The 22102-nt window shown below is 47.0% G+C and carries 21 protein-coding genes and 1 tRNA gene; 10 read left to right on the forward strand and 12 right to left on the reverse strand.

The window, feature by feature from the left end:
- Window positions 1-193: 193 nt before the first annotated feature.
- The 3 genes from K4A83_RS01170 to K4A83_RS01180 all read right to left on the reverse strand — a co-directional run bounded on the left by K4A83_RS01170 (window position 194) and on the right by K4A83_RS01180 (window position 2766).
- Window positions 194-1447 (reverse strand): dihydroorotase, encoded by a 1254-nt coding sequence (locus tag K4A83_RS01170; protein WP_265262543.1) that lies wholly within the window; start codon window positions 1445-1447, stop codon window positions 194-196.
- An 8-nt stretch (window positions 1448-1455) separates the two neighbouring features.
- Window positions 1456-1962, reverse strand: a complete 507-nt coding sequence (locus K4A83_RS01175) for an adenylyltransferase/cytidyltransferase family protein (RefSeq protein WP_265262544.1) — start codon at window positions 1960-1962, stop codon at window positions 1456-1458.
- A gap of 90 nt (window positions 1963-2052) precedes the next feature.
- Window positions 2053-2766 (reverse strand): ABC transporter ATP-binding protein, encoded by a 714-nt coding sequence (locus K4A83_RS01180; protein WP_265262545.1) that lies wholly within the window; start codon window positions 2764-2766, stop codon window positions 2053-2055.
- Window positions 2767-3060: 294 nt separating this feature from the next.
- Here K4A83_RS01180 and K4A83_RS01185 point away from each other — a divergent pair, with 294 nt between their 5' ends.
- Window positions 3061-3483 carry an acyl-CoA thioesterase gene (locus K4A83_RS01185; protein WP_265262546.1) on the forward strand — a complete coding sequence of 141 codons (423 nt, stop codon included), beginning with the start codon at window positions 3061-3063 and terminating at the stop codon, window positions 3481-3483.
- 109 nt (window positions 3484-3592) lie between these two features.
- Window positions 3593-4012: a DUF4359 domain-containing protein gene (locus K4A83_RS01190; RefSeq protein WP_265262547.1), complete on the forward strand. Its 420-nt coding sequence runs from the start codon at window positions 3593-3595 to the stop codon at window positions 4010-4012.
- Window positions 4013-4543: 531 nt separating this feature from the next.
- On the opposite strand, the gene K4A83_RS01195 is transcribed toward K4A83_RS01190, so the two are convergent.
- Window positions 4544-5551 carry a pentapeptide repeat-containing protein gene (locus tag K4A83_RS01195; RefSeq protein ID WP_265262548.1) on the reverse strand — a complete coding sequence of 336 codons (1008 nt, stop codon included), beginning with the start codon at window positions 5549-5551 and terminating at the stop codon, window positions 4544-4546.
- A gap of 628 nt (window positions 5552-6179) precedes the next feature.
- A complete protein-coding gene (locus K4A83_RS01200; RefSeq protein WP_265262549.1) occupies window positions 6180-6659 on the reverse strand; it encodes a hypothetical protein in 480 nt (159 codons plus the stop codon).
- A 324-nt stretch (window positions 6660-6983) separates the two neighbouring features.
- Between K4A83_RS01200 and K4A83_RS01205 the strand changes: the two genes are divergently transcribed.
- On the forward strand, window positions 6984-8000 hold the full coding sequence (locus K4A83_RS01205) for a CHAD domain-containing protein (protein ID WP_265262550.1): 1017 nt from the start codon (window positions 6984-6986) through the stop codon (window positions 7998-8000).
- Between the two features lie 131 nt (window positions 8001-8131).
- Here K4A83_RS01205 and K4A83_RS01210 read toward each other — a convergent pair whose 3' ends face one another.
- Window positions 8132-8782, reverse strand: coding sequence for an HAD family hydrolase (locus K4A83_RS01210; protein ID WP_265262551.1), 651 nt, complete (start codon window positions 8780-8782; stop codon window positions 8132-8134).
- Window positions 8783-8880: 98 nt separating this feature from the next.
- Window positions 8881-10086, reverse strand: coding sequence for a DUF4336 domain-containing protein (locus tag K4A83_RS01215; protein ID WP_265262552.1), 1206 nt, complete (start codon window positions 10084-10086; stop codon window positions 8881-8883).
- Between the two features lie 24 nt (window positions 10087-10110).
- On the opposite strand from K4A83_RS01215, the gene K4A83_RS01220 reads away from it, so the two are divergent.
- Window positions 10111-11760 (forward strand): cation:proton antiporter, encoded by a 1650-nt coding sequence (locus tag K4A83_RS01220; RefSeq protein ID WP_265262553.1) that lies wholly within the window; start codon window positions 10111-10113, stop codon window positions 11758-11760.
- A gap of 40 nt (window positions 11761-11800) precedes the next feature.
- Here K4A83_RS01220 and K4A83_RS01225 read toward each other — a convergent pair whose 3' ends face one another.
- Together K4A83_RS01225 and K4A83_RS01230 are read right to left on the reverse strand one after the other, a co-directional pair.
- The gene (locus tag K4A83_RS01225) at window positions 11801-12478 is read right to left on the reverse strand and encodes a potassium channel family protein (protein ID WP_265262554.1); all 678 of its coding nucleotides are present in this window, start codon (window positions 12476-12478) and stop codon (window positions 11801-11803) included.
- A gap of 56 nt (window positions 12479-12534) precedes the next feature.
- Window positions 12535-12738 (reverse strand): hypothetical protein, encoded by a 204-nt coding sequence (locus K4A83_RS01230; RefSeq protein WP_265262555.1) that lies wholly within the window; start codon window positions 12736-12738, stop codon window positions 12535-12537.
- A gap of 633 nt (window positions 12739-13371) precedes the next feature.
- Between K4A83_RS01230 and psbZ the strand changes: the two genes are divergently transcribed.
- The 5 genes from psbZ (at window position 13372) to K4A83_RS01255 (ending at window position 16380) form a co-directional block, all read left to right on the forward strand.
- Window positions 13372-13560 carry a photosystem II reaction center protein PsbZ gene (gene psbZ, locus K4A83_RS01235; RefSeq protein ID WP_017304778.1) on the forward strand — a complete coding sequence of 63 codons (189 nt, stop codon included), beginning with the start codon at window positions 13372-13374 and terminating at the stop codon, window positions 13558-13560.
- A gap of 142 nt (window positions 13561-13702) precedes the next feature.
- Window positions 13703-14296: a 6,7-dimethyl-8-ribityllumazine synthase gene (gene ribH / locus K4A83_RS01240; protein WP_321160985.1), complete on the forward strand. Its 594-nt coding sequence runs from the start codon at window positions 13703-13705 to the stop codon at window positions 14294-14296.
- An 84-nt stretch (window positions 14297-14380) separates the two neighbouring features.
- A tRNA-Gly gene (locus K4A83_RS01245) sits at window positions 14381-14452 on the forward strand.
- Between the two features lie 220 nt (window positions 14453-14672).
- Entirely contained in the window at window positions 14673-15065 is a 393-nt protein-coding gene (locus K4A83_RS01250) for a hypothetical protein (RefSeq protein ID WP_265262557.1), read from the forward strand.
- Window positions 15066-15075: 10 nt separating this feature from the next.
- Entirely contained in the window at window positions 15076-16380 is a 1305-nt protein-coding gene (locus K4A83_RS01255; RefSeq protein ID WP_265262558.1) for a glutamate-5-semialdehyde dehydrogenase, read from the forward strand.
- A gap of 52 nt (window positions 16381-16432) precedes the next feature.
- On the opposite strand, the gene K4A83_RS01260 is transcribed toward K4A83_RS01255, so the two are convergent.
- The gene (locus K4A83_RS01260; protein WP_265262559.1) at window positions 16433-17629 is read right to left on the reverse strand and encodes a GNAT family N-acetyltransferase; all 1197 of its coding nucleotides are present in this window, start codon (window positions 17627-17629) and stop codon (window positions 16433-16435) included.
- A 409-nt stretch (window positions 17630-18038) separates the two neighbouring features.
- Between K4A83_RS01260 and cruF the strand changes: the two genes are divergently transcribed.
- Window positions 18039-18965: a gamma-carotene 1'-hydroxylase CruF gene (gene cruF / locus K4A83_RS01265; protein ID WP_265262560.1), complete on the forward strand. Its 927-nt coding sequence runs from the start codon at window positions 18039-18041 to the stop codon at window positions 18963-18965.
- Between the two features lie 121 nt (window positions 18966-19086).
- Here cruF and K4A83_RS01270 read toward each other — a convergent pair whose 3' ends face one another.
- Together K4A83_RS01270 and K4A83_RS01275 are read right to left on the reverse strand one after the other, a co-directional pair.
- Window positions 19087-19512, reverse strand: a complete 426-nt coding sequence (locus tag K4A83_RS01270) for a QcrA and Rieske domain-containing protein (RefSeq protein ID WP_265262561.1) — start codon at window positions 19510-19512, stop codon at window positions 19087-19089.
- Window positions 19513-19592: 80 nt separating this feature from the next.
- On the reverse strand, window positions 19593-22088 hold the full coding sequence (locus K4A83_RS01275) for a GAF domain-containing protein (protein WP_265262562.1): 2496 nt from the start codon (window positions 22086-22088) through the stop codon (window positions 19593-19595).
- Window positions 22089-22102 lie beyond the last annotated feature (14 nt).

The raw sequence follows: 22102 nt of genomic DNA on the forward strand, positions 1-22102 counted from the left end.
GATCAAGTCGGGATGGGGCATCGCCACGACTCTAAACGGACACGGAGACAGAGTAAGACTGGTTCGCCAGCGTCAGTCGTTGAGGTGTCAAGAATCACCGTTGCTTCAGCACGGTGAGTATGTCAATTTAGCCTATTGCCTATTTCCTATTCCCTTGTTGAGTCTAGCGTTGGGCTTTTTCAGCAGACCTAACCTACCAAACTCGTAAAACTTTACCCTGTAAGGTTTTCCCCCACCAGTAGGTATTTTGACAGGCGGAATGGAGGGTGGTTGAATCGACGGTCCAAGGGGCTTGGGGATCGAAGAGAATAAAGCCGCCTTGGGTGCCTGGGGTACATTCTAGGGGCGGTTGTTGTAGGCAACGGTGGGGGGCGGTACTCAGGGCGTTCCAGAGTTGGAGCGGGGTCCAATCGCCTTGGCGGATGAGGTGTTGCCAGAGCAGGGGGAGGGCGAGTTGCAGGCCCAGGGCTCCGGGGGGGGCTTCGGCAAAGGCGACGGTTTTTTCTTCGTAACTGTAGGGGGTGTGATCTATGGCGATCGCATCAATTACCCCGGTTTTAACTCCCTCTTGCAGGGCGAGGCGGTCGGTACTGTTCCCCAACGGGGGATCTAGGCGCAAATTGGGGTCATAGTCCATGAGGGCGCTGGTATCGAGGAGTAAGTGGTGCCAGGGGGTGCTGGCAGTAATGGAGAGGCCTTTCCCTTTGGCTTGGGCAATGAGTTCCACGGAACGAGCGGTGGAAACCCGCATCAGATGAACGGGGGTGGAGAAGGCGGCGATAATTTCCAACAGGGCGGCGAGGGTGGCACTTTCGGAGTAGGCGGGATCTCCCACCAGTCCCATTTGAATGGAGAGGGGCCCCTCGCGCATTACGCCTTGTTCTTGGAGTTGGGGGTGAGTTAGCCCTAACGCGAGGGGTTTTTGCCAAGGTTGAGCATATTCGAGGGCCCGACGCAATAGGCCCCAATGGGCTAGGGTTTTGCCGTCACTCCAACCGATTACGCCGTTTTGCCGGAGGTCGTCGAGTTCGGCCAGTTGTTCTCCAGCGAGATGGCGGGTAATAGCTCCCCAGTAGTGGAATTGAGGTTTTTTGGGAAGGGTCTGGGCTTTTTGCTGGAGGAATTGACAAGTGGCGGCTGTGTCTAAGGGGGGGGTGGTGTTGGGCAGGAGGGTAATGTGGGTAAAACCGCCTGCTAGGGCGGCTTGGGCGAGTTGGTCGAGGGTTTCTCGGTCTTCGTGACCGGGGTCGCTACTCTGGCTGTAGAGATCGACTAAACCGGGGGCGAGAATATAGCCAGAGGGGGGGGTGATTTGGCTGTCGGAGGGGTATTGGGTCAGTTGGGGGGCGATCGCCTCAATTTTGCTGTCACAGATCAAGATGTCTGCAAGGCGATCGCTTTGGGAGAGAGGATCGAGAATCCGAACTTGTTGGAATAATTCGTTCATAGGGATGGTCAAAGATTTTTCAATTCCGGTTGCTTGCCCAGAATACGCTGAATAATACTCGTCGTTGAAGAGGGAATCTCGACCTGTACTAATTCAATCTGTCCACCATAGGCTTGTACGGTGGGATATTCGGGTAATGTGTCCGGGGTGTAGTCGCCCCCTTTGACATAAATTTCCGGTTTGAGTGTTTCGAGGAGAAAAGTCGCGGTGGTTTGCTCGAAAATAACGACGCCATCCACGGGTTTTAGAGCCGCTAAGACCTCTGCTCGTTCTTGTTGGGGAATAATGGGGCGAGAGGGCATTCCGGGGCTGTAGGGCTTAATTTGAGCCACAGAACTGTCGCTGTTTAAACCCACAATTAGGGTTTTGCCCAAGGCTTTGGCCGTTTGTAGGTAGCGCACATGACCCGCATGAATCAGGTCAAAACACCCATTGGTAAACACGAGAGGCCGCCATTGCTCGGGATGGTTGGCAATTTCCTGTTGTAGTGCTTCAAGTTGGTAGAGGGAAGACATAAGCGTAAGAGGGCGGGAGGAAAGAACCTGAACTATCGGGGATGCTCACGTCTCTCTTTGACCCATTGAGTTAGGATGGACGAACGGGGATTAGTGGGTGAAACTAGGGTTCTGATCACAGGACGGTTCACGCATTAAGATCCCGTCTTCGAGGTAGGTGATTTTGTCGGCGACGGTTTTTAAGCGGGGGTCATGGGTCACCATGACAACAGTAGAGTGTTCTTCTTTGGCTAATTCCCGCAGGAGTTCAATCACCCCATGACCACTGTGGGAGTCTAGGGCGGCGGTGGGTTCGTCTGCCATAATGAGTTGAGGTTTCCCCACTAGGGCGCGGGCGATCGCCACTCGTTGTTGTTGACCCCCAGAAAGGTCGCGGGGTAAGTGGTGCATCTTGTTCCCTAACCCCACTTTGTCCAGTAAATGGGTGGCCTCGGGACGACGTTCTGCTTTCGGGACGCCCTTCATTTTCATGGCTAACTCTACATTTTCCAAGGCCGTGAGGGCTGGAAATAAGTTAAACCCTTGGAAAATAAACCCAATATTGTGTAGACGAAAGCGGGCTAATTGACGACGGGACATCCGGGTAATTTCATGACCGAGGAGGTAGACTTTCCCGTGGCTGGGGGTCAAGAGTCCCGCTAAAATGGACAGTAAGGTAGTTTTACCAGACCCAGAGGGTCCCATTAAAAGCTGAATGTCCCCCCGTTCAATGGATAAGTCAATACCTTGTAATACAGCAATTTGCTGTTGTCCCATCGAGAAGGTCATGTCCACCCCACAACACTTGATCGCGCCTTTGGGCATGAATTCGACACAGTGTACAGTAGGAACAACCTGGTTAGGATGAGTTAGTTGGAGTCGAGATGTGACCATCAAAATTGAGTGAATGACTAAATCTAGAGACGGTATGTTAATCAATGTAACGCTATAGTAGCGACTTCTGACCGGACTGGAAATCAAATTATCGATTATAGCTAGAACGAATAAACTAGATCGGGGTTAACCCCTCCGTTGTAAGCTTAAGAGCGTGAATCTGCTCCAAATGTTTCTGAACCCTATCATATCTCCCCCTCAAATCATGCTAATTTCTAATCGCCTATGAGTTTTACTGCTAGTTATACCATCCATCTTTCGGAAACTGACGCGGCCGGGGTGGTTTATTTTGCCAATGTCCCCCACTTGTGTCATGTGGCCTATGAGGACTCATTACTAGCGGTTGGTATTGATCTCAAGGCGTTGGTCAGTGCCAGAGGTTTGGCGTTACCGATTACTCATTGTGCGGTGGACTTTTTCCAACCTTTGTTTTGTGGCGATCGCATTCTGATTGTCCTCACGCCCCATACCTTAGATTCAAGCAGCTTTGAGGTGACATATCAAATTTATCACGACCCAGCAGGCGATCGCCGAGTTGCTCAAGTTTTAACCCGTCACGTTGCCATTGATCCCATCCAACGTCAGCGTCTGACTCTTCCTCCTGACCTGATTCATTGGCTGACCCAGTGGCAAACCTCAGATTCATAACCTGAAACTGACTACAACAGAAGGGCTAGGATTTCCGGGCAGTCCGGAATATCAGACTTTGCCCTTGTAGGAGAATAGCAAGTGTTCTACAGTTATGATTACTAGAACTATGGGATTATCTAGCCAGACTATTTATCAGGGGGGGAGTGCGATCGCTTTAATCGCCCTAGTAGGTGTATTTGCGGTCACCAACCCATCAAAAGAGGCTTATCTCAATTATGCCTCGGAAAAATTTGTTCGTGAAATAAAAGAAAGTGCTTGTCAGCAAAATGTTGTAGATCGTATTCCCACCGGAGTCAACAATCTCTTACGAGACTTGGGTTTAGAAAACACCGGAAACCGTTTACAGCAGCTTTGCCAGGACAGTTTAACCGCAGGAGGCGATCGCTTCAAACCCTTCCTAAAAGATTTCGTCCAACAATCCACCACCCAGCAAAACTTTCAAGTCTTTTCTCTCTATCACACAGAAATCCTCGACCAAAAAGTGACTACCCTCGCCCTGCTTGGCAACTTCATCACCTTCTCGTGAGATCCCCTGCTGATTTTATTGTATCCTGCGTATTATTACGGAAAAATAACACAAATCCCTGACCTAATCCGTATTATTTCTTAATCAAAAGCGCAACCAAAATAGAGGAATTGGCTATTGTAGAAACCATCCCCATTCGTTAGATTAGAAACATAGAGAACAGACTTGAGGAAAAGACCTCTTTTTTAGAAAGTTCCGGGTCGTAATGTTCCTGATACTATGACCTGATTCTATGAAACAAAGTCGTCTTGATCTAGGTTCAAGAATCCAGTTCAATAATCCATCCTCAGTGTTTTCGTTTCTATCCGGGGAATTTTAAACTCTAGAACAGGGTGGCATCATGGAACGGGAAGTAGAACAAACAGTAGAAGAGAAATGTTATAATCTTTAGTTTTTCTCAGAACATCTACCCAGACAAGTTTTTGAATGCTCACGCCTGAAATCGATGGATAAAGCAGCAAGATTTACCCCTTCTGTTTTGTCCATTTTTTATTGTGAACAGTTATCAATTGCCATAAAACCAGTATTAGACTAATTGACCACTGATTCTCCCGTTTGACCATTGGGTAAAATAGCCGTCTCTAGTAAAGCATGGGAAAAATCAGCCAAACTCAAATTCGCCCCAATCAAATTCGCCCCCTTTAAATTAGCCTGATTAAACTTCGTTCCCATTAAATGAGCCAATAATAACCCAGCTTGGCAAAGTCGCGCTTGAGACAAATTAGCATAGGACAAATTCGCACTTAATAAATTCGCCCCCGTCAAATCCGCATGAGACAACTTAGCGTTTTGTAGATTAGCATTAGTTAATTCTGCCCCTTGTAATTGGGCATAACGCAGATTAGCAGAGGTCAAAATTGCCCCCTTTAAATCTGCACCTTCTAAACTAGCTCCTTTCAAATTGGCCGCCGTTAAATCCGCATTGCGCAAATTGGTAAAACTTAAATCCGCCCCTTGTAAATTGGCCCCCCGCAAATTCACCCCATTAAGATAGGCACAGGTTAGAATAGTAGACTGTAAACTAGCCTGTTCTAAGTTTGCTTGAGTTAAGATAGCCCGAGTTAAATTAGCCTGATTTAAGTTAGCTTTTACCAAAGCACCACGAGTTAAAGTCGCTCCCGTCAGATTTGCACCTTTTAATTTACTCCCTTTGAGGAATTGTGCTTGGACTAAACTACAGCCCACCAAAGAAGCCCGATTCAGATTAGCCCCAGAAAGATTAGCATTAGAGAGAATCGCCCCACTGAGGTCTGCGGCCATCAAACTCGCTTCAATCAGTGTTGCTCCGCTCAAATTGGCTTCAATCAAAAGTGCTTGATTGAGTTGGGCATGATTGAGATTCACTTGACTTAAATTACTCCGCATTAACTTCGCTTTCGTTAAGTCTGCGTGCTTAAGGGAGGAATAACTCAAGTTAATTTGATTCAAGTTAGCGTGAGCAAAGTTCGCCTGACGGACTTTAATCCGGGAAAAATTGCGCTCTCCTTGGCTCACTCGACGTAAAAGTTCATCAATGCTGAAAAGCTGGCTTTTACTCATAAAAAATGGGTGGATGATTTTTGATGGAGTAGACAGAACACTCGATCAAAATGAATGGGTATAAAGATAGGAACAGGAAAAAATTCGATCCAGTTAAAACGTGACGAGATGAGAAAATTTCTAAGTAGAGGTAAAAACTAAGGGGTTTGACGGCTTAGTTTTTGCGATCTTCCCTCATCTGTCCTGATGGTTGGGGAATTTTCAGGGTGAATCAGCTACAAATGGACAAAGGAAATTCCCTGATTTTGCATCCAACAGAGGAAATGGGCTGTCCAACCCGGTCTGGGCATTAAGCTTGAGAAGTCTTGGGTTGCGGATAGTCTGGCTAATAACCCGCTCTCTTCCCAGTTGTTGCGTGACATACAGTTAAAACTTGATAAGTAAATTAGATGGATTTGACGTTCAACTGATTCTCTATACCCCTTAAAGATACTCGCTTGAGGGGCGTTCTGGCAAGGGGAATCCAGACGGTCAATTAAAAACGCACCCTTACATAGGGTGCGCCTAGGGGAAAAGGAATTGGACGCTCCTCTGCGGTAATGGGAGAGGATTGTTGATTTAACGAGTCCAATGAGATGAGACACCTTGCAGCGTCTAGTCTGGATAGGGTTCTCCTCCCAAGCCTAACCTACCACAAACCGGGGATGGGGGCTGTTTGAGGAACAGGGGCCATCATGGGGTCAGAGGGAGGCAAAATGGAAGAAGAACGAGGTTCTTGTTGGTTGCGGTCGTATTCAGCCCAGAGGGATTCGGTGCGACTGCTGAAGTCGGAGGGAGAAGAGACGGAGATTCCTCTGGGGGCTAATCCCACAATGCGCCGCCCTTGAACAAAGACGGGGGTTCCGCCCATTAAGTTCATGGCCCCTAAATCCGATTGGGAAACACCGACCCACATTAGGGGATCTTCGCTCCGTTCCAGTTCAACTAAAACCTGAGTTCCCACAACACTGCGCACAACTCCGCGAATTTTAGGCTCGCGGGAGGGACTTTCTTGAGCGAGGAGCAGAGGATTGCTACCGGGTTGAGCTTGTACGAGATCGGCAGCGATCGCACTTAAACAAACAGCCAACGCTGTTCCAGTCAGTACGGTGAATTTCGTAAGACGCATGATTAAATCTACCCCATAAGACGATTTACACTTACCGATAATAATATGAGCTTTTGCAGTCAATGCAAGCTTTTTGTCTCGGATACTGTGCCAGTGCCATGAATTACCCCGCCGTACAGACGGACGGGGTTTCAGTAACCCCAGCATCGTCTGTCTGGTTAGAGCTTAATCGCTTCTTCTGCCCCAGTTGCGTTATCCCGTCCCTATGAGTACGAGGAGAATCAGTGGGGAAACCAATCCCCCCTCAGACTATTGGTTGTTTTCCCGACCGCCAAAAATCGATCTAACATGGAGAAGATAGCTTGCACTGCTCATCGGGGAGTTATGAAACAACCTACACCGGAAACTGCTGTAACTTTTGGCGATTGGGCTTATATTGCCGTTGCCAAGCATTATAAAAAAATCCTCAAACATGAGCCGGAAGTCCTCAAAGATCAAGATCCTGAAGAATTACATCAAATGCGGGTTGGAATGCGGCGTTTACGCACCGTCTTGATTGGTTTTGCCACTGCGTTACGTTTACCCAAAGGCATCCGCGAGCAAAAAGTGGGTAAGTTTGCTCGCATTTTAGGGGAGTTACGAGATTTGGATGTGTTGGGGGAAAGCCTTAAAAAAGACTATCTCCCCCATTTGCCCAAAAAAGAACAGAAGGTGCTGCGGGATGTGTTCCCCGCGTTCAAACATCAACGCCACAAAGCTTTTAAACAAGTCCGTAAAGCCCTCCAAGAGAAACCCTACCTTAAATTCAAACAACGCTTAACAGAATGGTTAGAATTTCCCCAATATCACGCTATTGCTTCTCTACCCATTGAGGAGGTTCTCGCGGATTTACTTTTACCCCAAGTGAGTCAATTGTTGCTACATCAGGGCTGGTGGGTGGGGGTAGGGAGTTTGACGAATGCTGTTTCTTTAGATCCTTCTCCCCGAGCCTTAATGGAACAAGTCTTTACTCATGAGATCACTAGCTTACATAGTCTGCGCAAAGAGGCCAAGCGATCGCGCTATCAACTGGAACTATTCACCCAATTCTATGGGGAAACCTATCAAAGCTATGTTCAAGATATCAAGGAAATCCAGACCGTCTTAGGCGACATTCAAGATAGTTTTGTCTTAGTGGAATTTCTACAAAGTCTTTTTCCAGACCCCATTGAGCAAGAATTACCCCATTTAACCCAAAAACTACAGGAAATTCGCTGGGAAAAATGGCAAGCTTGGCAAGGTTTACAAGCTCAATTTACCGAACCTTCCACCCGCCATCATTTCCGCTTAACTGTGCAGAAACTAGAACCCCTAAAACAGCAAAGTTTCCCTAAAGATTTGGTTTTACTTCCTGAGTCTTAGGAAATTTATCTCGGGGCGTTTTTGAAAAGGGTGCGTCAGGATGAAGGGCATGGATCTGAAGCTCGAATGCCTCACTCTGACGCACTCTATTCTATTTCAGAGTAGCGGATCACCTAGGGGAACTGATTCTGCTAAAATAGTGCTAATATTTCCCACAATGTGGAATCTGTAAAATCCTCAATGACCTGTTTAGCTCCTGCTCTTAAGAGTGATTCTACTGGATGAGTGGAAGCAATGCCAATGGTATATAATCCTGCCCCCACAGCAGAACGAATTCCAGAAGGAGAATCTTCAAAAACTAATACTCCGTCGGACTCTATTTCTAAGCGAGAAAGGGCTAATTGATAGGGAGCAGGATCGGGTTTGCCTTTGGGGGCATCATTGGCAACAATGACCACCGGAAACCGTTCCCATAAGTCCAAGGTTTTGAGCATAAATTCTGCATTCTCACGGGGCGCATTGGTGATAACTCCCTGCTTGAGTTGTTGTTGATCTGCCCAGTTTAACATCTGGTTTAAACCTGCGACAGGGCTTAGTTTCTCTCCCATTTGACGAAAAAGCCGTTCTTTCTCTTCTGCGACCTTCCTCGCCTCTTCTAGGGGCAAATGGGAGAGGATATCCTGTACAATATCATCGTTATGTTTGCCGGAAATCACCCGATCATAGGTGGGTCGATCCATGGAGATTCCCAAGGGTTTTAAAGCGGTGATCCATGTATCAAAATGGAGGGAGTCGGTGTTAACTAATGTGCCGTCTAAATCAAATAAAATGGCGTTGAGCATGGTTGAGTTTAAGGAAATAGGGAACAGGTAATAGGTAATAGGTAATAATTATCAATTCCCTGCTCCCCTGCTCCCCTGCTCCCCGACTCCCGCCCTAGCTATACTTTCGGAGGGGGAGTAATGCCACGCTGGGCTAAACCTTGATCCAAACGACGCATAAAGGCCATGTCTGCATCGGGGAGTCCTGAAGAATGTCCTTGTAAAAAGTTGAAGGCTTGGCGAAATTCCCAAGGGGTGGCGGCGATGGGGGCAGTGAGATGACAGGGTATAATCTGGTCAAAGGACCAACGGGCGACTTGATCAGCCCAGTTTAACACGGCTTGGGGCGCACGGTTGAGGATCAGGGTTTGTAAGATGGGGGCAACGCGCAACTGTCCACCCCCATGTAACTGGTTAAAGGATTCTTGCCAGTTGGGTTTCCAGCGAAAGGGGAATAGTCCGAAGTAGGCTTTTTTGCTGCGTTCTGGGGCTTTTACGGCTTCGCGGAGGACGGAGGACCAGGGGGCTACTTCGAGGGTGCTGGGTTGAAAATAAAAGGCAAATAGGGTGATTCTCTGCCATCCTTGGCGACGGTTTTGGGGGGTGTCTTGGAGGGGATCAAAGGCGCTGTCTCGGGCGTGAAAGAGGAGGGGGTAGGGATTGAGTTGTAGAATTTCGGGGGGATCTTGGGGGATGGATACAAGGGAGTCGGTGACTAGGAGGGTGCGCGATCGCCGATCTAAAAATACCACCTCGGAAAAACGTCCTGGCCCCAGTTCAATGGTGTCTAAAATCGCGTAATCAAATTGTCCTGCAAAAGGGGCTTCACGGCTATCCGGGGGTAGAATATGAGTCCGTCGAGGAGGCAATCCCAACCAACTCAAAGGCAAATTCACCGGGAAACTCCACTGATTGGGAGCCACATAAATCTGTGCGGTGGGAAAATGTCGGGCAAAAGGTCCGACAAAAACTTTATGTTCAATCCCTGAAATTGTCGGCATAATGATATACTTCACCGACCCATATTGTGCCTCTAATTGTCGCACGCCTTGCAAACATTCCCGCGTCGGGGCCACAGGTGCATAAACTAAAAGTCCACCCTCCTCCAATCTCACCACCGTCATACGGATTGGCACCACCACATAAAAAATCCCTTGGAGTTGCTCAAAAATCCAAACCTCTCCCTTGACAACTTCTCTTAAGAGGGTTTTTCGTTGTCCGTAGGGATAAATTGGCACCAGAAACCAAAAAGGCCAAGTGATATCTTGGGGATTTAACTCTTGCGGATGGGGGCTAGTATAAGAAGGGTTTGGGCTATCCTGCACTGTTCAACTTCTCTCACAGATAACATGATCTTAGAGTATTTTATCCTAAAGCGGACTCCTGATCTCTTGACTAATCCCCTCATAGCATCGTTACTAGAACAAACTTTACCCAACAACTCCGGGCAGTTTACGGGGTTGGTGAATGCTTTAATTGTGCTTTTAATGGTTGCCACAACTGTGGCTCTAATTACTCGATGGTTAAGAATTCCCTATGTGGTGGGTTTAGTATTAGCTGGATTAGCGATTCCTAAAGGAGCTTTACCGTCAGCTATTGGCTTAAATCCTGATGTTATTCTCAACTTATTTTTGCCGATTCTAATTTTTGAAGCGGCGATTAATACCGATATCAGTCGCTTACGCAGTACCCTTAAAATCATTCTCCTTTTAGCGGGTCCAGGTGTGATTTTAGCGGCGGCCATCACAGCTAGTTTACTCCGATTTGGCTTAGGTTTAGCTTGGATTACAGCCTGTGCGGTAGGGGTCATTTTAACCATTACGGACACGGTTTCAGTGATTGTTGCCTTTAGAACGGTTGCTGTGCCTAAAAGATTGGTGACAATTGTAGAAGGAGAAAGCTTATTTAACGATGGCAGCGCTTTAGTTTTATTAAGTGTCATTACGGCGATTCATACTCGCGGTTCTTTCACAATTGGGGAGGGGATAGAACAGATTTTAATTGCTTTTGTCGGGGGAACGGTTTTAGGGTTAGGTTTGGGCTATCTCTGTGTAGGTTTATTTCGTCAGTTAGATGATGCGTTAAGTAATATTTTGCTCACGGTTGCCATATCGTTAGGCACCTTTCAAGTAGGGCAAATGTTGGGGGTTTCCAGTGCGATTGCGGTGGTGATTGCGGGCTTAGTGATGGGAAATCTAGGCTTTCGACAAACTTCAGCTACTACGAAGGTGAGTTTACTTAATTTCTGGGATTATGCCGGATTTGGGGCTAATACTTTTATTTTTTTGTTAGTCGGAATTGAAATTGATCCAACAACTATTTACACAACAATACCCGGTGCAGTATTAGCTATTATTGCTTATCAAATTGGGCGGGTTTTTTCTATTTACCCCTTACTCTTTTTTATGCGTTTCTTTGACCGTCCTCTTCCGTTACGGTGGCAGCACGTTTTAATTTTAGGCAATGTTAAGGGTTCTCTTTCAATGGCTTTAGCTCTGAGTTTGCCCTTGACTTTGCCGGGACGAATAGAAGTGATTACCCTCGTTTTTAGTACGGTGTTGTTGTCTTTGGTGGGGCAGGGATTAAGTCTATCTTGGTTTGTGAAAAAGTTGCGGTTATCTCCGGAATCTCCCCAGCAAAAACAAATTGAGGAACTTCAATTAAACTTAATTGCTTCCAAAGCGGCTCAACAGGAATTAAGCAGTTTGTTACAATCCGGGAGTTTGCCTAAATCCCTCCATGAGGAACTGTTTGCGAGTTATCAGGCGAGAATTGCTCGCTCTGAGGAGGCTTTACGGAATTGGTATAATCAACGGATTAGCCAGCAGTCTAATGGTTTGCAAGAACAGGGTTATTTAGACGGATTGCGTCGTCGTTTGTATCTAGCGGAAAAGCTGGCGATTCAGGATGCTATGCGGAAGGGATTATTGTCTGATGAGGTGGGAGCAGTCTATTTGAGGGGAATCAATGAAAAGTTGTTATCTTTAAATGAAGATTAGAGGTAAAAGTTGCTTGATTTGGTGAAACCTTAAAACTCGATTAGGAACATAGCCCCATAAAATCAAGCATCTGGTGGACAAGATGGGGCTTTGTGACGGCTAAAATAGTCGATCCTCCTTCTAAAACTGTACCCCCATTGGGAATACTTAAGTCCTCATGGGGGTGTGCTTGATAGCCGATAATTAGGGTTCCGGTGGGAAATTTTGGATCTCGGGCAATTTCGGCAATGGTTCGCCCGACAACGGAACAAACGGGGGGAATGGAGAGTTTTAAGACTTCGATTTGTCCCTGTTCAAAGTGCATCATAGCATCAACTTGGGGGTACTCAATGGCGTTAACAATACGGGCAATGGCTAACTCGGATGTGCTAATAATATGAGTGGCTCCGGCGAGTTGATAGGGGGCTGCAAAATCGCGATCGCTCATCCGAACCAAAATCTGTGAAACTTGATAATGTTTGGACAGAGTGACTATCGCTAGGTTCAGTGCATCTTCGGGGAGGGCGGCAATAAAAGCATCGGCTTTACGGATTCCGGCTTCTAATAATACACTTGTATTGACGGCACTGCCTTCAAAGGCCATTACGCCGATTTTTTCGCGGGCATACTGACAGGCAAGGGGGTTAATATCAATCACTGCAATGGTATGACCTGAATCCAAAAGGGTTTTGGCAAGATCCAAACCCATCATGCCTGCTCCGCCGATGATAATGTACATTCTGGAAAGGTTGATTGAATGCTGATGACCTGCAATATAGGGTTAAAGGGGACGATTTAGGCGATCGCGACTCTAACGCGACCACGCTGGACTGAACGCAACAGACGGTCTACAGCCCGTCTTTCTTCTTCGGTTAGATTATCCTCCATAATGGCCGCTAATAGACCATAGCGATCAGTCAGGGTGAGGGTTCCGGTTTGCGCAACCGAAGCCAAAATCTCGAAGATCGCACCAGGAATCAGTTGATGTTGAATAGTCATGGCCGGGGTTAAAAACTCTCTACTCTCTACTATCTCTAATCAGTGACCCCTCTCCCGTGACACCGCATACAATAAATCGTGAACTTCGTCAATATCTAAGATGATGTAAATTACATGACCTATGAGATCAAGTATCCATGAATTTGTGATTTAAATCACTGACTCCATTCATTTTTGGGGTAGTCCTGCCCGTCAAAAAATATTGACTAAAGGGTTACAAGGGAGGTAAAGAAGTTTGTTCTTTTGTCATCAATCCTTAATATTGCGGCCATTTTCTCTGAGAATGGCTTGACAACGCCGAATATTCGGTTATTCTAATAGTCGAGTGTGAGGAGAAAGTAAGAGGAAGCACTCGGGGTCGAAACAAGGACAGACTCCCGGGTGCTTTTTCAAAGAGCTAGCTTGGCAACGAGCTAGCTTTTTTTTGGTTGGGTGTCTCTTCTCATTGGGGCGGGAAGTTCACCACCATCTAGCCTAGATAATTCTACCGTTGCGGTGCATTCCTTCAGTCTTGTGCAACGGGTCAATATTTGGTACCGTACTAATCAAGCGGAATTTTGATGCCCAATGGGGGGGATTCTGCTCAACTGTTTTTTTAATCTCTGTTCATAGCTGTACTGGGAGCATAATAAAATGTCTATTCTCTTTCAATTGGCGTTAGCCGGGCTGGTTTTCTTGTCTTTAGCCATGGTGATTGGAGTTCCGGTGGCTTATGCCACTCCTCAAAACTGGGATCAATCCAAAAGATTGATTTTCCTAAGTTCTGGTCTATGGTTAGTCCTAGTGATTGTCGTGGGCGTTCTGAACTTTTTAGTGGTTTAACCCAATGGCTGGGAATTCCCCATCTCGCTAGTGGGGTGGGGTAGTTCACGGGGATCTGTTTCGACTGTGCGCTGAGTTTTGCGATCGCCAACCCAGAATATTCTCCTAATCGTTATTGACAAATTAAACTATTGAGGCACTCATGGCAGTATTTGAGGGAAATTTCCATCAAGACCCGGCATCCCTTCGTTTTGGGATTGTGATTGGTCGTTTTAATGACCTAGTGACCGGAAAACTACTGGCCGGATGCCAAGACTGTCTAAAACGTCATGGTGTAGACATCAATCCTCATGGAACACAGGTCGATTATTTCTGGGTGCCGGGGAGTTTTGAAATAGCCATGGTAGCCCGTCAAGCTGCGCTGTCTCGGCGTTACGATGCTGTGATCTGTTTAGGGGCCGTAATTCGTGGACAAACTCCCCATTTTGACTTTGTGGCCGGGGAAGCCGCTAAAGGCATTGCCGCCGCCAGCTTTCAAACCGGAGTCCCGGTGGTCTTTGGTGTAGTGACGACGGACACCATGCAGCAAGCGTTAGAACGAGCGGGGATTAAGAGCAATTTAGGCTGGAGTTATGCCATGAATGCCCTAGAAATGGCTAATCTGATGAAGCAAATGCGCCACGAGTTAACCATTCCTCCCTATTCCTATGTGGAAGAAGCCAATCCTGCACTACCGGCTCCCACAGGTGAGGATCTCTTACCGGGTCAAAAAACCGGGGAAGTTAATCAAGCGTGAACTCTGGAACGGGGAAAAATTGACCCGACCCCTTGACAAAGGTTTCGATTTGTGGAACTATAAAAAGAGTGACTTAAATTTACTGCGGGTATAGCTCAGGGGTAGAGCGTCACCTTGCCAAGGTGAATGTCGCGCGTTCGAATCGCGTTACCCGCTTAAAAGACTACACAAAGGTTACAGCCATTCCTGTACATGTTTTGTAAACCATGAATAATCTACTATGTACAGGTTTTGTACAGGAATGACTACAAAATAAGGGTTTCAGAATTTTCTCCTGAAACCCTTTGCTGTTGCATTTGTGCAACCGTTTTGATAGGAGATTAGATAACATGATGCTAAGTGAAAAACTTCTGTTCTCTTGCTCTAACCCTAGAACGTGCAGAAAATCAACTTAGACCATGAATACCCTTGTCCCTGTCGGCGGAAAGGATTATTGCAGCCTATTGTCCTCACAGAAGCCCTAGGCTGTAATCGATGTCAGCAGATTTTTGTGGTAGATGAGACAGGTCAAACCATTGAACAACTGTCTACGACCTATCCCTATAAACGGGTTTGGCGGTGGACTGGGACGCGCTGGGTGACGGCGAATCCGACGGTAAGCGATCGCTATTTACCCATTGCCTTAACAATAATTGTTATGTTATTGATTGTCTGGTTGCCCTTAGCTCTGCGATCGCCGTCTGGACTCAGTGTGATTTTTTGGGTAATGTTAGCCGTGTTACTCGCTCTTCTCCCGGCTTTTATGGTTTGGTTATCCTATCGGCGTTAGCAGCAAGGTGATGGAATTAGACAACTCCCAGAACTCCCTATCCCCCGTTCAGTTGGCCGTCCAACGCGCTTATCAAGCCTCCTTAGAATTGGATACCTTAAGCGGAGTAGAGCGCAGTCGTGGCATTCAAACCCTTGCTAAAATGCTCGAAAGCGCTCAAGCGGAAATTCTCGAAGCCAACACCCTCGACCTAGAAGCCAGTCGAGAAATGGCCATCCCTGAGATTGTGCAGGAGTGGCTCAAACTCACCCCAGAACGCCTCCACAAAACCATCCGCCTCCTGCGACGCTTGGCGGAACTCTCGGACCCGATTTTGCGCTTGATGAATGCGCCCCACCCCTTGGAAACCTCCCAAACCTACTGTCAATTGATGCCCCTTGGGGTGATTGCTTTAGTTTATGAAGCATTCCCCGAATTAGCCGCCATCGCCGCCGGATTTTCCCTAAAAACGGGCAATGCGTTGATTTTGCGCGGCAGTACCGAATCCAGTCACACGGCGGAAATTATCGGTCAACTCATCCAAGAGGCGATCGCAGAAACCAAACTCCCCCCCAGTAGCATTGAAATTATACCCGCCGAAACCGGCACCCCCATCCAAGAATTAGTCACCCAAGATCACCATCTCAACCTGATTCTCCCCTACGGACGCGCCAGTTTAGTCCAACAAGTGAGCCAATGGGCAACCGCCCCCGTATTGCGTTCCGCCTTGGGCAACTGTTACCTTTACTATTCCCCCAGTGGCGACTTAGATTTAATGCGCTGGATGATTCTCGACAGCCACGAAGGAGAACCGGATGCTGTAAATGCCATTGAAAAGGTGTTAATTCAAGACGGGCAAAAACTGTCTTATTTGATGCGGTTGTTCAGTGATTTACAAGAAAAAGGCTTTGAACTGCGGGGTGATGAGCAACTGGTGGCAGAATTCCCCGATCTGTTAAAACCCGTTCAAGACAAAGAATGGGATCTAGCTTATTTAACCAAAATTGTCGCCTTTAAGATGGTGCCGGATTTAGAGGGTGCGATCGCCTGGATCAACGAACATAGTAGCGGTCATGCCGACTGTCTCGTTACAGAATCCTATCTAGAAAGTCGCCATTTCGCCCAAGAAATCAACAGCGCCCTGATTTACATTAACTCCTCCCCCCGTTTCACCCGCAACCCTCAACGGGGCGATGCCGTCTTTTTGGGCATTTCCAACCAAAAAGGGCAACGACGGGGCTTAATCAGCCTAGAAAGTTTCACCACTGTTAAACAAGTGGTACAGGGGCAAGGCAGGAGAGAAGATAAAGGCGAGAGACGGGGGAATCGGGAATAGGGAACAATTATTAATTATTAATTCCCATATTTTACTGTTCACTGAATTACTTTCAAGAATGGGCTTCCGGGGGATGTTCCGCCCCATTTTCTCCCCCTTGAGCAGGTTTGTGATGTTGGAAATGGCGCATCCAAGACATTCGACTTGGAACCGGAGTCCGGGCTGGTTGTAGACCTTGCAACACATCCGACAGTTGCAGCCCTTCAAGGTGTTTCGTTTCCCGCAACTTGTGCCACACCGAGCGAGACATTAACAGAGTGTGTTCGGTGCGTTCTGCCCCCAACTTCTCTAAATACTCTTCCCGTTCCGGTTGATAGTCCGCCGAAGCGAGGAGGAGAGTTTGAGGAGAGATATCCTGCACCGCCAGCGCCATCTGAGACAGCAGTTCAGGATAAAGCCAAGTATAGGCCGGATGCACCGTTAACTGGGCTTTATGGGCCTTAACCCCATTTTTAGTAATTTTTAAGTCAAAATAGCCAATGGCTGCCTTGCGTTGGGGTTCAAATACATAACCCTGCACTCGTTCTTGTTGATTGAACCATTTTTTCAGGTTATCCAGTAAAGCCTGCCAGAACGGGGTTTTAAAGTCCAGAATATGGCGGTCAAAGACTTGACGCAAAAGAGGCGGCATGGACACTGTATCCAGTTGATACAACAATTGAGCGTCCGCGTTGCTGACTGGGAGTAAATTGGGGACAGTGGGAGGGGTTGCGGCGAGATGCTTTAATAGATCCGGTGCGATCGCCCAGTAGGTGAGTTGAGCTAAAGGTTGAAAGCCATTTTGTCGGTAAATCCCCAGACTTTCATTATCATTCACATTCACCTCTAACAACCAAGTGCGCGCTTCCCAAATGGTTTCTAAACAGTGCCGCAACAAATGAGAACCCACATCTTGAGCCGGGATCAGTTTCTCACCAGCCGGAAGAGCCGGATTGACCAAGATTTTCTCCACCCGCCAAGTCGTGCGCGTGCGGTTGAACGGAGAAACGTGAATTAACCCATAAATCACCTCGCCCCTCGCCGCCACATATAAACAAAAACGATCCTGAGTAGGGTTGGGGAACAGACGCAGCAATTTTAACAAACCATACCACTGGCGAAAGGCCATTAGGGTTTTGCGGAGATGGTTGGCTTGTTTCTCGTGGTCGTCGGCCAATACCTGATTAACCAGTTGTTCCACCCCATCGAGATCACGGAGTTGCAACGGGCGAATTTCTAGATTGAGGTCTTTGATCACAGATGAGGTCATAGAATTCCCAAATGCCTGCTAAGAGCGACGAGAGAGCCAAGAGAGGGAACAGAAGGGGCGGATTTCAGACCTAAAGGCAATCTGTCACACCCACTTATCTCACAGCACTCCTATGCTCTCATTCTAACGGATTTCACCCAACAGGCAGGGTTCGTAACAAAAGATACGATTGACTCCTCTCTCCTTAGTCTCAGACCTGACTCAAAGTAAAGTATTGTGTACAGATGTAAACTATTGTTTAATAAACTGTGGTGTCATGCTATCTCCAGTCAGGATAGGCAAACTGTTATCAACCATTGAAATTCCCATTCTAGATGTTACGCAATTCCCCGCCCCCACTGCCCCGAGTTCAGAGCAACGAGCAGTTTGGCGGGATGAACCACTCAGATTCAAGAGGTTTGCATTTTAGATGAAAAAACTTGTTATTGCTGAACGCTCCCTGCTCGTTGGCCATATTATCTCGATGGTATTTGGTTTAGCGGGCTTACTGATCGTCCTCCCCAACGCTCAATTTATTGCTAGTCTGTCAGAGTTTGGCCAATTGGTCTTTCGCTGGTCAATGGCTGGAGGGGGTGCCAGTTATATGGTTTTAGCAACGGCGGCGGTAGCGATTTATGCTTACCGCCTTTTTGGTTTACGTCGTTGTTTAACCTTCATGGTGCCGGCGGTGTTCCTTTCTTTAGGAAGTGAACTTTTAGGCACCAGTACCGGATTTCCTTTCGGTCATTACCGTTATTTAAGTGGTTTAGGCTATAAAATCGCGGGTTTAGTGCCGTTTACTATTCCCTTGTCTTGGTTTTATTTAGGGTTTAGTGCCTATCTTTTAGTTCGTGTAGGTCTAGAGTCTCGTGGGGTAGCCACTCGCTGGAGTTTAATCAGTGCGATCGCCTTGGGATCCCTACTCCTGACCTCTTGGGATTTCGTCCTCGACCCCGCCATGAGCCAGACTAGCGTTCCCTTCTGGATTTGGGAGCAACCGGGCGGATTTTTCGGGATGCCTTATCAAAATTTTGCCGGATGGTTTGGGACTGGTGTTGTGTTTATGACGGTTGCCACCCTCTTATGGCCGAAAACCCCCCTCAATCTCTCCCGTGAACAATTGATCTTTCCCCTCGTGGTTTATGTGAGCAATTTAATTTTTGCCACGGTGATGAGTGTTGGTTCTGGTTTCTGGATTCCCGCTCTGTTAGGCTGGGTGGTTGGGGTGATTCCCGCGATCGCCTTTTTCACCATTGCTAAATCTCGCAGCGACGTTTTAGCCGAAAACCTACAAGAAAGCGTCTTACAGTCCCGTTCTCAGCAATCTCCTACCTTTCCAGCCGGACTGGTTAAGTAGGGTCTGCTGAGAAAGCCCGATTTCTGAATCAATCTGCCCATTTTAAGGCAAAAATGACCAGAAATCGGGCTTCTTGGTGGGAGCAAAAATCAGGAATCCTAGAACAACCTAGCCACTCCCCTTAAATCACGCGAGCTAGAATTTCATCCCCTTCTACCTTCACCTCATAAGTTGGCAAAGAATCCATTGCCGGTCCTTTTAAAACTTCCCCCTCGGGACTATATTCAGCCCCATGACAAGGACAAACGTATTTCCCGGCTTCTGAGTTCCAATCCACAGTACAACCGTTATGGGTGCAGGTGGGATTAACCGCTAGGAATTGCTCAGGATTACTAGGATTTTCCACGATGGAAATACTACCGATGGGGGAAGATTCATCCAGTAAATGGCCTTCTGCATTAAGGGCTGTCACCGTTGCCACCGCTTGGAATTCCCCCGGTGTGGCGGTAGTGGTTTCCTCATTATCCGAACAAGCGGCGATCGCAACCGGGAGAAAACTGGCCACAAATCCAACCCCAATCCAATTTAAAAAGTCTCTACGATTCATAGTTTTTACTCGATACTACTTCAGTTCAGGATCACTCCAGTCCCTACTATAACGTTATATAAAAAAAGTGGATTGATTGACTAGCCATGATCTATTTTGCGGGGAGAATGATTGGTAAAAAAATTGACCACATTCCGACTATTAGCAACATAACGATTGCGACCTTTCGCTTTAGCTTGATACAAACAACAATCCACCGAAGTCACAAATTCTTGGGGGGACAGATGAGGCTCAGGAATAATCGTAGCCAATCCCATGCTTACCGTTACCCAAGAACTAATTGAAGATGCACTATGGGGAATCTGTAAATCTGCCACTTGAGTCTGAATTTTTGCCGCAATTTTTTGGGCTTGCTCCAGGGGAGTATTCGGTAAAATTAGCGCAAATTCTTCCCCCCCATAACGTGCCACGAGATCACTATTTCGACTTAATGAATGGGTTAAAGCCTGGGCAACTTGTCTCAGGGCATCATCTCCCGCTTGATGACCATAGGTATCATTATAAGGCTTAAAAAAGTCAATATCGACTAAAATCAAAGATAACGGGATTTCTTCCTGCTGTCCGCGCTCCCATTGTCGATAAAAATATTCATCAAATCGCCGACGATTTGCCACGCCTGTTAATCCATCCATACAGGCTAATTGACTCAATTCTTGATTAGCTTTTTCCAGTTGATGATAGAGACAAGATTGTTCAATAGCAATGGCTAAATGATCAGCAATTTCCTGAGCGACTTCGATTTCATGGGGACTCCAGCCTTGTCCTCTCTGGGGAGAACGCATCAAGGTTAAACTTCCCCACAGTTGATCATCATAACTCAGGGGAATGAGTAACCAAGCCCCCCCAAAGTTTTCGTTCAGGTTTTTATTAATCGGATCATGTAAATGACTGGTATCATCAAGTTGAACAATTTCTAGGGTTTTTAGACGGGCTGCAATGGGATTATTTTCATCGTCAATTTTCTGCCCAAGCAACGAAGAAAACTCAGCCATTTTACGATATTCGGCCACATGAACCCAAACTTTTTCTTGGATACGGTATTCAACAATAACCACCCGATCAACAGCGAGTAAATCTCCGAGTTCATTCACGACGGTTGAAAAAATTTGGTCTAAATTAAGGGAACGGCGCATTGTTTTGACAACCTGATGAATGGCTTGTTCCCGTTGGGCTTGATATTGGGTTTTTTCGTAAAGTTGACTATGTTGAATCGCAATTTCTAACTGATTGGCGAGGTCTAATAACAAGCCCATTTCCCACTCTTCCCACTGACGGGGGGCTGTACAATGATGGACAACTAATAACCCCCACAATTCTTGGGCTAAAAAGATGGGTAGGACACAATAGGCCTTCACTTCAAGCTGGCGCAATAATTCCACATGACAAAGACTTAAAGGGCTTTGCTCAATGTTGGGATGTTGAATCAAAACTCGTTGATTGCGGGATAAGTCTTCAAAGGTTTGGTGAATACAAACATCGGTGAAATATTCTCCTTGAATCGACAGCCAAGGGGATACAACGGACTCAGCGACGACTTGCCCTTGATGGGGGTCTAAAAAGCGAAAAATCGCCACTCGATCGGTGGCGAAAAGTTGACAAAGTTCAGCAACTGTGGTACGCAATATGTCATCTAAATGAAGAGTACGGCGTAAACTTTGGGTAAGGCTATAGCTTAAACGTTGACGGTCAGCTTGTTGCTTGAGTTTTCGTTCTACAATGAGGCGATCGCGAATATCCCGAGCAATGGCATGAATCCAGCGCTGTTCGTCAATTTCAATCCAACCTAAACGCACCTCCACAGGCATTAAGGTGCCATCCTTGCAGCGATAATGATCCATCTGGCGATGTACTTGACCCGTTAACAAACCAGTCCGGCACTGTTGGGGATGCCAACGGGAGGTAATCAAGTGCATGGGAAGGTGTAATAACTCCTCCCGACTATAACCGAGAAAATCACAAGCCGCTTGATTGGTGTCTAAGACAAACCCCATTTCATCATAAATCAGGAACACATCGGCCGCTTGCTCCACAAACTGCCGAAACCGTGACTCGCTGTGCTTTAAAGCCTTCTCCGTGGTCACTAAACGACTAGCGGCTAATCGTAAGTCCATTTGTTCTATTACCAACTCCCCCAAAGCGGCCAAAATCGCGCTTTTTTCCTCGTCTAAGGGGTGGGGGTGATAATCCATCACACAGAGAGTCCCTAAACGGTGTCCCGTGGTGGTGCAGAGGGGACTGGCCGCATAAAAACGTAACTGTTTCTCGGTTACAAAGGAATGATTGCACCAGATGGGATGTTCCAGCAAATCGGCTACCCAGTAGATACCTTGAGTAAACATGGCCTGACCACACCAACTCCCCTCTCGATCTAATTCTGGGGGATCAATACCTTGCCGAGACTTAAAAAAAATGCGATCGCGCTCCACCAGACTAATCAAAGCAATCGGCACATTCAGAACACGAGTCGCCAAAACAGTGATGCGGTCAAAAACCGCTTCCGGGGGAGTATCTAAAATCTGATAACGATACAACACCTGGAGACGCTCATGCTCATCCGGCGAGGAAAAATGAACCATAACTCAAGCTCAAT

Source organism: Spirulina subsalsa FACHB-351, assembly GCF_026130165.1.
In the GTDB taxonomy this organism is placed as follows: domain Bacteria; phylum Cyanobacteriota; class Cyanobacteriia; order Cyanobacteriales; family Spirulinaceae; genus Spirulina_A; species Spirulina_A subsalsa_A.

What these genes read in the sequence shown, in the direction of transcription:
- K4A83_RS01180 (WP_265262545.1), bottom strand. Translation starts at nt 2,766, where the DNA reads ATGCCCAAAGGCGCGATCAAGTGTTGTGGGGTGGACATGACCTTCTCG.
- K4A83_RS01230 (WP_265262555.1), bottom strand. Translation starts at nt 12,738, where the DNA reads ATGACTATTCAACATCAACTGATTCCTGGTGCGATCTTCGAGATTTTG.
- K4A83_RS01190 (WP_265262547.1), top strand. Translation starts at nt 3,593, where the DNA reads ATGGGATTATCTAGCCAGACTATTTATCAGGGGGGGAGTGCGATCGCT.
- K4A83_RS01270 (WP_265262561.1), bottom strand. Translation starts at nt 19,512, where the DNA reads ATGAATCGTAGAGACTTTTTAAATTGGATTGGGGTTGGATTTGTGGCC.
- K4A83_RS01275 (WP_265262562.1), bottom strand. Translation starts at nt 22,088, where the DNA reads ATGGTTCATTTTTCCTCGCCGGATGAGCATGAGCGTCTCCAGGTGTTG.
- K4A83_RS01205 (WP_265262550.1), top strand. Translation starts at nt 6,984, where the DNA reads ATGAAACAACCTACACCGGAAACTGCTGTAACTTTTGGCGATTGGGCT.
- K4A83_RS01255 (WP_265262558.1), top strand. Translation starts at nt 15,076, where the DNA reads ATGGAATTAGACAACTCCCAGAACTCCCTATCCCCCGTTCAGTTGGCC.
- K4A83_RS01195 (WP_265262548.1), bottom strand. Translation starts at nt 5,551, where the DNA reads ATGAGTAAAAGCCAGCTTTTCAGCATTGATGAACTTTTACGTCGAGTG.
- K4A83_RS01220 (WP_265262553.1), top strand. Translation starts at nt 10,111, where the DNA reads ATGATCTTAGAGTATTTTATCCTAAAGCGGACTCCTGATCTCTTGACT.
- K4A83_RS01200 (WP_265262549.1), bottom strand. Translation starts at nt 6,659, where the DNA reads ATGCGTCTTACGAAATTCACCGTACTGACTGGAACAGCGTTGGCTGTT.
- K4A83_RS01260 (WP_265262559.1), bottom strand. Translation starts at nt 17,629, where the DNA reads ATGACCTCATCTGTGATCAAAGACCTCAATCTAGAAATTCGCCCGTTG.
- K4A83_RS01210 (WP_265262551.1), bottom strand. Translation starts at nt 8,782, where the DNA reads ATGCTCAACGCCATTTTATTTGATTTAGACGGCACATTAGTTAACACC.
- ribH (WP_321160985.1), top strand. Translation starts at nt 13,703, where the DNA reads ATGGCAGTATTTGAGGGAAATTTCCATCAAGACCCGGCATCCCTTCGT.
- psbZ (WP_017304778.1), top strand. Translation starts at nt 13,372, where the DNA reads ATGTCTATTCTCTTTCAATTGGCGTTAGCCGGGCTGGTTTTCTTGTCT.
- K4A83_RS01175 (WP_265262544.1), bottom strand. Translation starts at nt 1,962, where the DNA reads ATGTCTTCCCTCTACCAACTTGAAGCACTACAACAGGAAATTGCCAAC.
- K4A83_RS01225 (WP_265262554.1), bottom strand. Translation starts at nt 12,478, where the DNA reads ATGTACATTATCATCGGCGGAGCAGGCATGATGGGTTTGGATCTTGCC.
- cruF (WP_265262560.1), top strand. Translation starts at nt 18,039, where the DNA reads ATGAAAAAACTTGTTATTGCTGAACGCTCCCTGCTCGTTGGCCATATT.
- K4A83_RS01170 (WP_265262543.1), bottom strand. Translation starts at nt 1,447, where the DNA reads ATGAACGAATTATTCCAACAAGTTCGGATTCTCGATCCTCTCTCCCAA.
- K4A83_RS01185 (WP_265262546.1), top strand. Translation starts at nt 3,061, where the DNA reads ATGAGTTTTACTGCTAGTTATACCATCCATCTTTCGGAAACTGACGCG.